Source organism: Mycobacterium sp. 155 (assembly GCF_000373905.1).
In the GTDB taxonomy this organism is placed as follows: domain Bacteria; phylum Actinomycetota; class Actinomycetes; order Mycobacteriales; family Mycobacteriaceae; genus Mycobacterium.
This window is the reverse complement of record NZ_KB892705.1, coordinates 1,865,197-1,878,164: the sequence shown is the minus strand read 5'-3', so window position 1 is coordinate 1,878,164 and position 12,968 is coordinate 1,865,197. Positions and strand designations below refer to the sequence as shown.

Here is a 12,968-nt window from a genome sequence, read left to right as displayed (position 1 = left end):
TAAGCGCCGATGAACTTCGAAGACCGCGTGATCCAACTGCTCCGGCCGATCCTTCGGCCGGTGTCGCGGGTGTTGTCGCTGCGCAGCATCGTGATCGTCGCGGCGCTTTCCGTCGTGGTCCTCGTCCTCACGCTCGGCGCCTGGGTGTGGATCGGCGTGACCAACGACCAGTACAGCCAGCTGGACCGCCGATTGGATTCGCTGAGCAGCCTGGGTGATCTGAGCACGCTGCTGAACAGCCCCCGAAAGGTCGGAGACGCCAAGTCCGTACCCGATGGCGGGGGACTGGTGCGCACAGCCCACATCGGTGGGATCACGGTCTCGGTGCCCAGCGATATCGTGTTGCCGCAGTTGGAGAATGGCTACGCCAATACCACGATCGATGGCGTGGAATACCGGGTGCGCACGTTTACCGCGGGTCCGGCGTCGATCGCCCTGGGTGCTCCGCTCGCCGAAACCCAGCGTCGTATCGACGAGCTGCATCTGCGGGTGATCCTGATCTGCGCGGGTGTCATCGGAGGCACCGTCGTGGTGGGGTGGGTGATCTCGCTGGTGATGATCAACCCGTTCCGGCTGTTGGCGCAGCAGGCCCGGGCCATCAGCGCCCAGTCCAAGCCGGACGAGGTCCAGGTGCGAGGGGTGCGGGAAGCGGTCGAGATCGCGGAGGCGGTGGAGGGCATGCTCGACCGCATCGGCGATGAACAGCAGCGCACCAAGGCCGCGCTCGAATCCGCCCGGGATTTCGCCGCTGTCGCGTCGCACGAATTGCGGACCCCGCTGACGGCCATGCGTACCAACCTGGAAGTGCTGTCCACCCTGGATATGACTCCCGAGCAGCGCCAGGAAGTGATCGGCGACTTGATGCGCACGCAGAGCCGCATCGAGGCCACCCTCACGGCGCTCGAACGGCTTGCGCAAGGGGAGTTGACCACGGTCGAGGACTTCGTACCCGTCGATGTCACCGAATTGCTCGACCGTGCAGCACATGACGCCCTGCGGGTCTACCCGGGATTGCGCGCGACCCTGATGCCATCACCTACCGTGCTGATGCAGGGCATGCCCGCCGGGCTGCGGCTGGTGATCGACAACGCCATCGCCAACGCCGTCAAACACGGCGGCGCCACCGAGATCCGGCTCAGTGCAGTACGTTCGGCCGACGATGTGCAGATCGTGGTCGACGACAACGGATCCGGGGTGCCCGAGGCCGAACGCGCCGAGGTGTTCGAGCGCTTCGCCCGCGGGACGACGGCGTCGCGCTCGGGTTCGGGCCTGGGACTGGCGCTAGTGGCTCAGCAGGCCGAATTACACGGTGGGACAGCGTCGTTGGAGGCCAGTCCGCTTGGTGGCGCGCGTTTGCTGTTGCGGTTGCCGATCATTCATTCGGAGACCGGCGAGACGCCGTTCTGACCGATGTGTGGCAATGGGCCGAAGCGCGGGCCGCTCAGCAGTCCTGAACGGGCACGCGCGCCAGTAGCTCGTCGAGGAAGCCGCTGGCTTCGTTCCCGGCGCGGTCGACCTCGCCTCCGGCGATGGCCTCGACCAGGCCGTCGTGCGGGATCGACCGGGTGTGCGGTGTGTCGCTCGTGGTGGCGACACTGGCCATGATTGTTTCAGTGAGCCCGCGATAGAGCTCGATCAGCACGGTGTTGTGCGAGGCGCGCACCACGGCGAGATGGAATTCGGTGTCCACGTGCGCGAACTCGTCGTCGGACGCGGCGTCGCGCCGGTCCAGTAGCGCGCGCAGCTCGGCCAGATCCTGCTCGGTGCGGGCGGTAGCCGCCAGCCGGGCGCCTTCGACCTCGAGGCAGCGCCGCACTTGCAGGACGTCACGCAGCTCGGATCCGCACAGCCGGCGCAGGGCGCCGGACACCTCACTGGTGGCGCGCACGTAGGTGCCGTCACCCTGGCGGACCTCGAGGATTCCGCTGTGTGCCAGGGCTCGGATCGCTTCGCGGACGGTGTTGCGGCCGACGCCGAGTGCCTCGACGAGTTCGGGCTCGGTGGGGATCTTCGAGTCGACCGGCCATTCTCCGGAGCTGACCGATGCGCGCAGCTGCTCGATCACCTGGTCCACTAGGCCGGTGCGCCTGGTTGTGACAAGCGGCACGGGAAAACCCTTTCATCCAATCATGGGATGTATGTAACCATAGCTGAGTGACTCAGAACGTGCAGAGCAATCCGCCCCATACCTATGAGCACGATCTCGAACTTGAGCTTGACGGCGCCGTGGAACTCCGGCCTGCTGCGATGGCGGCAGGCGGGGCCCTGCTGGTTATGGCCGTGGTGCTCACCGCACTCAACCTGAGGCCCGCCGTCACCAGCGTCGGCCCGCTGCTGGGGGACATGCGTGAAGCACTGGGTGCCTCGGCCGTCTGGGCCGGCGCCCTGACCACGCTGCCCGTGCTGTGCTTCGCCGCTGCCGGTATGGCCGCACCTTGGCTGGCCCGCCGGGTCGGACTGGGCAACGCGATCTCGGTGGCGTTGGTCATCCTGAGCGCCGGCCTGGTGGTGCGCGTGCTGGACGGCCAGTATGTGGTGATCGGCGGCACGCTGGTGGCCAGCGCCGGAATCGCCCTGGTCAACGTGCTCATCCCGGTCGTCATCAAAGGGTGCTTCCCGGCCCGGATCGGTCTCATGACCGGCGTCTACACCGCGGCCCTGCAAGGTGGCGGGGCGCTGGGCTCGGCAATCACCCCGCCGCTGGAACCGATGCTGGGCGGTTGGCGAGCGGCGGTGGGCAGCTGGGTGCTGTTGGCGCTGCTGGCGTTGCTGCTCTGGGTCCCCGCCTCGCGTGCCATCCGGGGCGCGCGCGCCGCCGCCCCGACCGGCGACAACCGCGGTCGCCGGCTCCTGCGCAGCCCTCTGGCCTGGACTGTGACGTTGTTCTTCGGCTGCCAGGCGTTCATGGCCTACATCGTGATGGGCTGGCTGCCCGAGGTGTTCATCGACAATGGCGTGACCAAGAGTGACGCCGGCCTGCTGCTGGGCCTGTTGTCGGTGCTGGCTGTGCCGATCAGCCTGATCGTTCCGCCGCTGGCCGCACGGCAGAAGAACCAGAGCGGATGGATCGTCGGACTGGGTGTGCTCGGCTTCGTCGGCATGGTCGGTCTGTTGGTCGATCCGGCATTCTCGCCCCTGCTGTGGAGCGTGCTGGTCGGGATCGGCATGAGCGTGTTCTCGTTGGGGCTCACCGTGATTGCGCTGCGGGCCCGCAATGCCGAGGACACTGCCGCGTTGTCCGGCATGGTGCAGGGCCTGGGCTATCTGATCGCCGCGACGGGCCCGTTCCTGTTCGGTCTGCTGCACGATTTGACCGCTGGGTGGACTATTCCGTGGGTCATGGTGCTCGTGGTTTATGCGGCGCAGATGGTCACCGGTGCGCTGGCAGGGCGTAACCGGTACGTATGACACGGTTGGCGACGGATTGCTGTAGTCGTGTAGCCTGGCCGACGTGAACATCGGTGTATGCGTCGGCTATCGGCGCTTTATTGAGGCTCCGGGCGGAGCCGATAAAGCGCAGCGGTAAGCACGCATCCACCCGGAGCCCAGGTAGTGACCATCAGGTCACTACCTTTCGTCGTTCAAGGGCGCCGGATATTTCAACAGGTGCCCACCATCAGGAAGGCACCCGAATAATGACTTTGGCGCAGATCGCGACGCCGCCCGCCACATCGGACCGGCGGATCCGCCGCTTCAGCGCGATACCCAGCCCGCACGATGTGCTCGCCGAGTTTCCGCTGGGCGCCCGCCGGGCCGAGGAAGTGGCCCGTGCCCGCGATGAGATCGCCGACATCCTCGCAGGCCGTGACGACCGGCTGCTGGTTGTTGTGGGTCCGTGTTCGGTACACGATCCGGCTGCGGCGCTGGACTACGCGAGCAGGCTGGTCAAGGTGGCCGACGAGCTCAAAGACCGGCTCAAGATCGTGATGCGCGTCTATTTCGAGAAGCCGCGCACCACGGTCGGCTGGAAGGGCCTGATCAACGATCCGGACATGGACGGCACCTTCGACGTGACCCGCGGTCTGCGGATTGCGCGCAAGCTGCTGCTGGACATCATCGACATCGGATTGCCCGTCGGATGCGAATTCCTCGAGCCCACCAGTCCGCAGTACATCGCCGATGCGGTGGCGTGGGGTGCGATCGGCGCCCGCACCACCGAATCCCAGGTGCACCGCCAGCTGGCGTCGGGATTGTCGATGCCGGTCGGGTTCAAGAACGGCACCGACGGCAACATTCAGGTGGCCGTTGACGGAGTGAAATCTGCTGCCGCCGAGCATGTCTTCTTCGGTATGGACGACATGGGACGTGGTGCCGTGGTGACCACGGAAGGCAACGAGGACTGCCACGTCATCCTGCGCGGCGGGACCGACGGCCCGAACTACGGAGCTGAGTCCGTGACCGCCGCGGCCGCGAAGCTCACCGCTGCGGGGCTGCCCGGCCGGGTCGTGATCGATTGCAGCCATGCCAATTCCGGTAAGGATCATGTGCGTCAGGCGGTAGTTGCCGGCGAGGTGGCACAACTCGTCCGCAACGGCCTACCGGTCAGCGGCGTGATGTTGGAGAGCTTCCTCGTCGCCGGTGCCCAGTCGCCCGAGGCCTGCCCGCTGACCTACGGGCAGTCGGTCACGGACAAGTGCATGGACTGGGATACAACCGATCTGGTGTTGCGCGAACTCGCCGGGGATCCCCACGCCCGTGACGATTCGCCCGCTGGGACGCACTCCTGAGCCAGTCGTATCTCTGGTCCGGTATCTACCGGCGGTAGGCGTCGAGATTGGCGGTGAGCTCGTCGAACATCGCCTGGTTCAGGCCGAAAGCCACCTTCACCTCGTCGACCACCCGGTCGATACCGTCGTCGCTGAGGCCGAGTCTGTCGAGGCGCGTCCGGTAGGCGTCCTTGTACGGCTTGGTGCGCATCGAGAATGCATAGAATGCCAAGCCTGTGCCTGCCAGACGGAATGTGCGATCGAGGATCCGGCTGATTGCCTGCCCGCCGGAGAGGTCGCCCAAGTAACGGGTGTAGTGGTGGGCCACCAGCACCCCGCCCCAATCCGCATCGGCGATCCGGGCGCAGTACTCCTGCGTGGCAGGGGAGTCCACCTCACGCGGAGCGCCAGGTAACCAGTAGTCGAGATCGTCGTCGAGTGCGGCGAGCCGCTCCAACGCCGGGTCGTACACCACCGCGACCAACGGATCGTTGTTGTGGGCCCGCACAACGGTTTCCAACGTGCGATACACCGCACGCAACCGCAGCAGATAGTCACCGTAGCCCTGAACGTTGACTCGCCCGCCCAGCAGCTCGGCCATGAATGACGATTGCTCTACGGCATCGTGCTCGGCTCTCGAGCCTTCGCGCATGGCAACCGACAACGATCGGTCGAGCTCGGGTGCGACGGCTGTGCTCGGCGACATGTTGCGACTCCATGGCTTTGACGACACGTCGTCGACATCATGTCGACAACGCGTCAGAAAATTAGCATCGCATGCGCATGGACGGAGGTCTACGTCGGCGCGCCCACGGTATGCAGGATGAATTGCTCGATCGCGTCGGTCGACAGGGCGCCCAACACACATGGCGCGCACTTGATGACCGTCGTTACTGTCCTCAAGCACCATCGGTTGCCGACCGTGAAGAAGGCTGGCTGGGCTGCGCTGCCATTGACTGAACCATTGGTGACGTACATGTAGGTCCGTCTCGGTACGCCCTCGCCGTCATGGTTGTCGCCGATCGGTTCTATGGTTGGCGCAAACCCGGGGATGCGTCCTATTGCACTGTGGACGCCCGGGCTCTGCGGCAGGCAGTTCCGCTACTCCGTCGGCGCCCGTTTCGGCCCGCGTGGACACCGTTCTGGGCGATAAAGCGGACTGATGCCCTAGGGACGGGAGCACCCCTTTCATCGTGGACGATGACGCGGCACGTGTCGCTGCCGCCGTTTGCGCTGCTTGCCCGAAACTCGGGTTTTGCGGGCTGGACCTTGCCGCCCAGCTGCACAAGTTTTTCGATGATGTCTTCGGCAAGCTTCGCTGACGAGCGTCCATTCAATGACAGGTAGCTCACGCTCGGGCTTAGCCCGGGTAACTCGGTGTCGTCGAAGCGGACGGGAAGGACGTACTCGCGACGCTCGTTGATTGCTCGGCTAAGTGCTGAGCGTCGCTCGTGAATCGGCCAAGACTTGGCGGCGTAGTCAGCCGAGACGAACATCACGACCATGCTTGAGGCTGTCATATATATCCGCTGCAACTCTTCGCCGAGGTCCTTACCCCACAAGGCGACCTCGTTTTGCTCATCGAAGAACACTTTGACGCCGCACTTGGTGAGTTAGGAGGCGACGACCCGCACATAGTCGCGCTACTCACCGCGAACGAAAGTACCGCGTCGAATTCGGGCTCTGACGGTCCGACAGTCACGTTGGTCTCGCTGATATCCCATTGCGGTCCCGAGGCGGTGCACTACGGGTTAACGCTGGTAAAACTGTGGTGCGCGATACTGGGATTGAACCAGTGACCTCTTCCGTGTCAGGGAAGCGCTCTCCCGCTGAGCTAATCGCGCAAGTTGAAACTGTTCGAGGTGGAGACGGGAATCGAACCCGCGTGCACGGCTTTGCAGGCCGTTGCCTCGCCACTCGGCCACTCCACCGCTGGGGTTGATGCCACTGCACCTTCGAGCGGATGACGGGATTCGAACCCGCGACCCTCACCTTGGCAAGGTGATGCGCTACCAACTGCGCTACATCCGCGCGCCACGGGCGAGATCGTCGCCCGTCGCGATGCAGAACATTAGTGCACTGGGGCGCGCAGACACAAATCCCCATTACGGGAGGGGAACGGGCGCCCAAAATCAGTGTTTCAGAACAGGTGGAACGCCTTCGTCGGAAACTTGAAAATCCCTGGGCCGTCACGATGTGCCGATTGTCTCGCTCTCGATGTCGGCGGTGTTTCGGCGGCCATGGTGCAGCTCCGACGTTCGCTCGGCACGACGTATCGCGTCCAGCAACAGCCAAGCCGCGCGCGACAAGCGGTTGAAATGCCCGGAGGAGAACCAGGAGCGCCGTAGCGAAGCGCCGGCAGTCGTTAGGACGTTTGGTTAACAGCTGACCCGGCAGGCGATAGTGGCGATTCTGGTTACGCCGGGGGCTCGTGCTAGTCTTCGACGTCGTTAGTCCGGTCTCGTAGCTCAGTGGGAGAGCGTCCGCCTCACACGCGGAAGGTCGCTGGTTCGATACCAGCCGGGACCACCAAAAACCCTGGTCAGAAGGTTTTTCTCTCAGCGGCCGTCAACATGCCTGACGGCGATGTGACACCCTGAGATTCGTACAAGAACAAAACCTCGCTTTCTGCAGGACACTTTCGTGCTCTCTCGATCGCTTCGTCCGAGGTGACGGCTATTCGGAGTTGCGCCGTAGGTCAGGGCGACGCATCAGCTTCAGCAGTATGTCGATGAGGAGGGTTACGTCTTCCCGCCTCAGGGTTACTCCACTCCATCTCCAACTGTAGCTGTGATACTCCAACTTTTAATTGAGGTACGGAGGTGTCTGCGACGCAGCTGAACCGACCGTTCGCCACCGTGACGCCGACGCTAGACGGCGACGTGCTTCCACGATCGAGTGGGCAGGACCAATACGTACCGCCTCAACGCCGAACACCATGCGGCGGGACAGATTCGGACATTGTCTCGGTTGACCGCCGATGAGCAACGTCGCCAGGCAAGGGTTGACCGTAGCCGGGGGCAGGGCGCCGGCAGCGACGAGATCCTGATGGCGGGGCAGCGCGATTGCGATTCGGCGGTTACCTAGGGGCGTCTGGCTAAGGCGAATGAGTTCTTCGGCGCCGCTGAACATTTGGAAGACGAAATGCCTAATGCAGCTGGCGACTTGTATCGGTGTGCGCTCGAGCATCGGTAACCACTACGAGGCTCTCAACTCACTGAAGAAGGCGGGCAGTGGATCTGAGCGCTATCGCGATGCCCATGTACTGCTGCTGGACAACATGGAGCAGTTGTCGGGTGGAATGGTTCATCGCTGAGTTGGTTTGGTGCTCTTGCGGAGTTGTTCGCGGCGTTTGACGACTTCGGCGAGGGCTTCGACGGCGGTGTGCAGGCCAGCGAGTTCGGTGGTCAGGTCGCGAAACGGTCCTCAGCATGGATTCAGCGACCGATCGGTAGCTTGCGAATCGTGACCGAGACATCAAGAAATGAGGCTGGTGGGACCACGCGTGTGATGCTGAGTAAGGTCCCCGAAATCACCGTGTGGTTCTGGGTGATCAAGATCCTCTGCACCACTGTGGGCGAGAGCTTCGCGGACTGGATCAACATGACCCTCGGTGTCGGTTTGATCGTTACCGCGCTGATCTTCACGGTGGTTCTTGCCGTTGTTCTGGTGTGGCAGTTGCGGCTCGATCGGTATGTGCCCTTTGTCTATTGGCTGACGGTCGTGGTGCTCAGTGTCACCGGCACGCTCTACACCGACATACTCACCGACAGCATGGGCGTGCCTCTTGCGGTGAGTACGAGCGTCTTCGCGTTCGCACTCGCTGTGGTCTTCGCCGTGTGGTTCGCGCGGGAACGGACGTTGTCCATTCACAGCATTGTCACCGTGCCCCGAGAGCTGTTCTATTGGCTTGCAGTCCTGATCACATTTGCGCTGGGCACCGCGGTCGGTGATTGGGTGCTGCAGTTGACCGGCTGGGGACCTGGCATCTCGGTGCTGCTGCCCGCGGCCCTTATCGGCACCATCGTCATCGGCTGGCGGTGCGGCGCCAACAGTGTCCTGTCGTTCTGGCTCGCCTATATTCTCACCCGCCCCTTGGGTGCCAACTTGGGTGATTGGTTCGCCACTCCGACAACAGAACACGGGCTCGGATTGGGCACCGCGGTAACCAGCGTGATCTTTATGGCCGCAATCGCCGCTACCGTCCTGTATCTGACGCGAAGCCGAGCCGATGTTATCGCCGCGGCAGCGCCGACCCCTGCGGTGGTCAACCGTCCGGTGCGTGAGCCTGCCATGCTCGGCTACTACGCCGTGGTCGCTGTACTCACCGGTGCGCTGCTGGTATGGGCGGCCGGGCAGCCGCACCAAACAGCCGCTGCCAGCGAGGAAGAGGCGGGCGCCTCCGCCGCGGTCGCGACACTATCGCCAGGGCAGGCCAGCACGCACTTCCCGCCAACCGATGTCGCAACGTTCCGCACCATCACTCAAGACGCGCTGACCAAAGTGCAGGCCGGCGATCAAACCGGTGCAACAGTACGGGTCAAAGACCTCGAAACCGCCTGGGATGAACGTCAAAGCACACTGCAGCCGATGGACGAAGCCACATGGACAGCTCTCGACGGGCAGATCGACAGCGTCCTGCAGGCGTTGCGTGCGGCCCAACCGGACCCCGCAACCGAGACGCAATCACTCAGCAGCCTGCTCACCTCGCTGAGCTGAGCCCGACACTCTGTGACGATCGGATCGTGAGGAACACGGGCATACGGGGTCGGGGCGATACACCGACCGCGACATCTCGTCGTGGGTAGGCCGATCATCTACAGTGTCGGGCGTTTTCACATCACCTGAGTCGCAACGAGTCTGATCACCTGTCGCCATGGATCTCTCGGTTCAGTCACCGTGTGATTGGCACACTCAGCGTGCTCACAGCATGCGGTTGCCACTCTGGTGTGCGTCGTATCCCTGCGTCAAGATAGAGACACACTCTTGGACCGGGAGCCTATGGAATGAACATCTTGGTCGTCGAGGACGAACTGCGCCTGGCCGGCACCCTCGTGAGGGGCTTGCGCGCTGAAGGGTTCGCGGTGGTACACGTCGCGACTGGTGACGACGGGTTGCGCCAGGCAACAGAGCATATGTTCGACGCGGTCGTGCTCGACGTTATGCTGCCGCGTCTGAGCGGCTACGAAGTTCTCCAACACATGCGGGCGCGGCAGGTGTGGACACCGGTGCTCATGCTGACCGCCAAAGACGCTGAATGCGAACAGGTCAAGGCTTTCAACTTGGGCGCCGACGACTATCTGACGAAACCGTTCTCGTTTGCCGTTCTAGTGGCACGACTGCATGCGCTGATCCGCCGGGGCGCGCCCGAGCGCCCGGTGGTGCTGACCGCAGGCACCCTGTCATTAGATCCCGCTCGCAGGGTAGTCGAACGCGGATCAACAGTCATCGACCTAACGGCACGCGAGTTCGGCCTGCTCGAATTTCTGATGCGCCACCGGGATATGGCTGTCACCAAAGCCGATATCCTGCAGAGTGTCTGGACTCCCGAGCGCACCGCACGCAACAATACCGTCGAAATCTACATCGGATACCTGCGTCGCAAGATCGACATCCCGTTCGGCACCAACACCATCGAGACGCTGCGCGGCGTCGGCTATCGCCTCAACTCTGGCACTTTCACGACAAGCTCCTGAACCGACACGACTCCACCGCTGACGTGCTCGAAACCGATAGCAGGAAGCCGGCCGGCGCTCAGCGTCTTCACAGCTGAGAGGTGCCAGCCTGGGGCATTCCGGGGGAGTGGTAGCCCAACAGAGGTCGATTCGCCCGGAGAAGACCAGATTTCAGCGGAAAGGTGTGATGACGTGAGTGCCAAGCGAGAAGCGGTGACCCCGATCATCGGTGCCCTCATGCCGTTCGCGGCGGTGGCGGAGCCGGTGTATGGAGGTCCGTACCGTGAGAAACTGCACTCGTGAGAGTCCTGGTTGTCGAGGATGAGCCCAGTTTGACTGAGACGATCACGGCTGGCCTGCGGGCTGAAGGTTTTGTCGTGGAGTCCGCAGCCACTGGTGTTGATGGGTTGTGGCACGCCACCAATGGGCATTTCGACGTGATCGTCCTCGATATCATGCTGCCGGGTCTCAACGGGTATGAGGTATTGCGCAGGATGCGCTCGGCGCAGACGTGGACACCGGTGCTGATGCTGACCGCCAAGGACGGTGACTATGACCAAACCGATGCTTTTGATCTGGGCGCCGACGATTATCTGACCAAGCCGTTCTCGTTCATCGTGCTCACTGCCCGACTGCGGGCCCTGGTCCGTCGCGGCGCGCCCGAACGGCCCGTGGTACTCACCGCCGGTGAGGTGTCGCTCGATCCGGCGCGCCGTGTTGTCACGCGGGCTGGCACGTCGGTGTCGCTGACACCCCGCGAATATGGTCTGCTGGAGTACCTCTTACGCAACAAAGACACGGTCGTCACGAAAGTCGATATCCTGCAGAATGTTTGGGACACACACTATGACGGCCCCGACAATGTTGTGGAAGTGTATGTGGGGTATCTGCGGCGCAAGCTCGGCACTCACATGATTAGTACTCTGCGGGGCGTGGGTTACCGGCTCGAATCAGGCGAGTTTGCCAGTGGTAACTGAACAGTCACCACTGTCCCACCGCCCGCACGATCATCGATAGCCACCGCACCATGATGGGCGGCAACAATCTCGGCGACAATCGCTAAGCCGAGTCCGGTACCTCCGCCCCGGCGGGACCGGTTAGCGTCCAGGCGCACAAACCGCTCGAATACCTTGTCTCGCTGCTCCACAGGGATGCCTGGGCCGTCATCACATACCTGCAGCCACGCGCTGTCCCCGTCGGCGCGCACTACGATGCGCACTTCGCTGCTCGCATGCCGGGCGGCGTTGTCGGCCAGATTGCGCAGCACTCGCACCACACCGTAAGCATCCGCGGGGACTTTGACCGCCGACAAATCGGCCACGATTCGGAGTTGAGTTTCGCGTTTGAGTCGCTGGACCTCGGCTGTGGCCACATCGTCGAGATCCACCTCCGTGCGGCGCATCGGGAGTCCGTGTTCATCGGCCCGCGCAAGCAACAGAAGGTCCTCGACGAGCGACTGCATGCGGCGCGCCTCGGGTAGCAACGCCGATTTCACCAACGTGCGGTCCAACACCTCGGGGTGGGTCACCCCGATCTCAAGCGCGGACACAACCGTCGCCAACGGGCTTCGCAGCTCGTGGGAGGCATCACCGACAAACCGTCTCTGCGCAGAATGGCCGGCTTCGATTCGCGACAGCATCTCGTTCATCGTCACCGCGAGCGCCGATATCTCATCGGACTTACCCGGCACGGGAACCCGCTCTGCCAGATCGGACGTACTGATCTCGGCAACCCGGGAACGAATCGTCTCCACTGAACGCAAGGAACGCCGCACCAGCAGGTACGTCACCACCGCGGCCACGATCGAGACGATTGGAGCGGTGATCGCCAACATCTGCGCAACGGTGGACATCATCAATTCGATCGGTTCGATGCCACCGCCGACCAGAACCGTGTACTGGCTTCCGTCGGGTGAAGACACGGTTGTCGTGCTGACTCGCACATCGTCATCGGTTGGGGATAGGATGCCGCGACGAGAGTCCTTGTCCTGCAAGGGAATAAGCGGAGCCTTTGGTGCCGCGTCCGAACGTCGCACCACTGTGCCGGAACGGTCGGCGATCTGAACGGCTACGATTCGCTGATCGGTCGCCAGCAGCACGGATTCCAGCTCATCGGGCGGTTCTTCGCGAAGAACGTCGGCAACGGCCTGGGCCCGGGCAGTGGCAGCGTCATCGACATCCGCGCACATCAACCGGTACAGCAGCACTGCCGAGACTGACCCCACAACCACCAGGCCGGCCAGCACCACCATCGCCGAGACCACAGCTGACCGCACGGCGATCCCGCCCCATAAACCCCGCCGCCGACGAACCGCGTCCAATAGCAACGTGCGGCTTCTCACCATCTGCTCATTCTGCCCGCCCGGGGTCAGCTGTTGAGCGGTATCCAATGATCGGGCAAATTGGGGGGTTTGGCGTCAAGCCCATCGAACGCGGTCGCGAAGAAACGCGGCGACGACTCTCCAAAGGAGCCGGGCCTCATGCCCTAGGCGGGAGTTGGTCAATACGTCTCGGGCGCCCGCTGCTGTGAGAACGGCCAATCTGACTGTTGTGGACCGTCTTCGTGGATCACGGACGGATGATCGGTT

9 protein-coding genes, 4 tRNA genes and 2 pseudogenes are annotated in these 12,968 nt (G+C 63.3%); 8 read left to right on the top strand and 7 right to left on the bottom strand.

Annotated elements, in window-relative coordinates; genetic code table 11:
• The first annotated feature begins 9 nt into the window (after positions 1-9).
• The gene (locus B133_RS22560) at positions 10-1,407 is read left to right on the top strand and encodes a HAMP domain-containing sensor histidine kinase (RefSeq protein ID WP_018600482.1); all 1,398 of its coding nucleotides are present in this window, start codon (positions 10-12) and stop codon (positions 1,405-1,407) included.
• A 34-nt stretch (positions 1,408-1,441) separates the two neighbouring features.
• On the opposite strand, the gene B133_RS0108755 is transcribed toward B133_RS22560, so the two are convergent.
• Positions 1,442-2,107, bottom strand: a complete 666-nt coding sequence (locus B133_RS0108755; RefSeq protein WP_026256161.1) for a FadR/GntR family transcriptional regulator — start codon at positions 2,105-2,107, stop codon at positions 1,442-1,444.
• A 47-nt stretch (positions 2,108-2,154) separates the two neighbouring features.
• Between B133_RS0108755 and B133_RS0108750 the strand changes: the two genes are divergently transcribed.
• Together B133_RS0108750 and B133_RS0108745 are read left to right on the top strand one after the other, a co-directional pair.
• Positions 2,155-3,408 (top strand): MFS transporter, encoded by a 1,254-nt coding sequence (locus B133_RS0108750; RefSeq protein ID WP_026256160.1) that lies wholly within the window; start codon positions 2,155-2,157, stop codon positions 3,406-3,408.
• A gap of 227 nt (positions 3,409-3,635) precedes the next feature.
• Entirely contained in the window at positions 3,636-4,727 is a 1,092-nt protein-coding gene (locus tag B133_RS0108745; RefSeq protein WP_018600476.1) for a 3-deoxy-7-phosphoheptulonate synthase, read from the top strand.
• Positions 4,728-4,752: 25 nt separating this feature from the next.
• Here the strand turns inward: B133_RS0108745 and B133_RS0108740 are convergent, their stop codons facing one another.
• The 5 genes and pseudogenes from B133_RS0108740 to B133_RS0108715 all read right to left on the bottom strand — a co-directional run bounded on the left by B133_RS0108740 (position 4,753) and on the right by B133_RS0108715 (position 6,737).
• Positions 4,753-5,412, bottom strand: coding sequence for a heme oxygenase (biliverdin-producing) (locus B133_RS0108740; protein ID WP_018600474.1), 660 nt, complete (start codon positions 5,410-5,412; stop codon positions 4,753-4,755).
• 352 nt (positions 5,413-5,764) lie between these two features.
• A pseudogene (locus tag B133_RS25305) lies at positions 5,765-6,307 on the bottom strand (TIR domain-containing protein); the annotation flags it as partial.
• Positions 6,308-6,475: 168 nt separating this feature from the next.
• Positions 6,476-6,550, bottom strand: a tRNA-Val gene (locus tag B133_RS0108725).
• 16 nt (positions 6,551-6,566) lie between these two features.
• A tRNA-Cys gene (locus B133_RS0108720) sits at positions 6,567-6,637 on the bottom strand.
• 27 nt (positions 6,638-6,664) lie between these two features.
• Positions 6,665-6,737 (bottom strand) — tRNA-Gly (locus tag B133_RS0108715).
• 426 nt (positions 6,738-7,163) lie between these two features.
• On the opposite strand from B133_RS0108715, the gene B133_RS0108710 reads away from it, so the two are divergent.
• The 5 genes and pseudogenes from B133_RS0108710 to B133_RS0108680 all read left to right on the top strand — a co-directional run bounded on the left by B133_RS0108710 (position 7,164) and on the right by B133_RS0108680 (position 11,358).
• Positions 7,164-7,238, top strand: a tRNA-Val gene (locus tag B133_RS0108710).
• A gap of 290 nt (positions 7,239-7,528) precedes the next feature.
• Positions 7,529-7,685 (top strand): annotated as a pseudogene (locus B133_RS24870) (nucleotidyltransferase domain-containing protein); the annotation flags it as partial.
• Positions 7,686-8,216: 531 nt separating this feature from the next.
• Positions 8,217-9,425, top strand: coding sequence for a hypothetical protein (locus B133_RS0108695; RefSeq protein WP_081618279.1), 1,209 nt, complete (start codon positions 8,217-8,219; stop codon positions 9,423-9,425).
• A 287-nt stretch (positions 9,426-9,712) separates the two neighbouring features.
• Positions 9,713-10,402: a response regulator transcription factor gene (locus B133_RS0108690; protein WP_018600460.1), complete on the top strand. Its 690-nt coding sequence runs from the start codon at positions 9,713-9,715 to the stop codon at positions 10,400-10,402.
• A 278-nt stretch (positions 10,403-10,680) separates the two neighbouring features.
• On the top strand, positions 10,681-11,358 hold the full coding sequence (locus B133_RS0108680) for a response regulator transcription factor (RefSeq protein WP_018600456.1): 678 nt from the start codon (positions 10,681-10,683) through the stop codon (positions 11,356-11,358).
• Here the strand turns inward: B133_RS0108680 and B133_RS0108675 are convergent.
• On the bottom strand, positions 11,319-12,725 hold the full coding sequence (locus B133_RS0108675) for an ATP-binding protein (RefSeq protein WP_051088041.1): 1,407 nt from the start codon (positions 12,723-12,725) through the stop codon (positions 11,319-11,321). The two genes, B133_RS0108680 and B133_RS0108675, sit on opposite strands and share 40 nt — an antisense overlap.
• Positions 12,726-12,968: the final 243 nt, after the last annotated feature.

Bases quoted from the DNA above. Each gene is read 5' to 3' on its own strand.
- B133_RS22560 (WP_018600482.1), top strand. From the start codon at position 10: ATGAACTTCGAAGACCGCGTGATCCAACTGCTCCGGCCGATCCTTCGG.
- B133_RS0108745 (WP_018600476.1), top strand. From the start codon at position 3,636: ATGACTTTGGCGCAGATCGCGACGCCGCCCGCCACATCGGACCGGCGG.
- B133_RS0108740 (WP_018600474.1), bottom strand. From the start codon at position 5,412: ATGTCGCCGAGCACAGCCGTCGCACCCGAGCTCGACCGATCGTTGTCG.
- B133_RS0108695 (WP_081618279.1), top strand. From the start codon at position 8,217: ATGCTGAGTAAGGTCCCCGAAATCACCGTGTGGTTCTGGGTGATCAAG.
- B133_RS0108690 (WP_018600460.1), top strand. From the start codon at position 9,713: ATGAACATCTTGGTCGTCGAGGACGAACTGCGCCTGGCCGGCACCCTC.
- B133_RS0108675 (WP_051088041.1), bottom strand. From the start codon at position 12,725: ATGGTGAGAAGCCGCACGTTGCTATTGGACGCGGTTCGTCGGCGGCGG.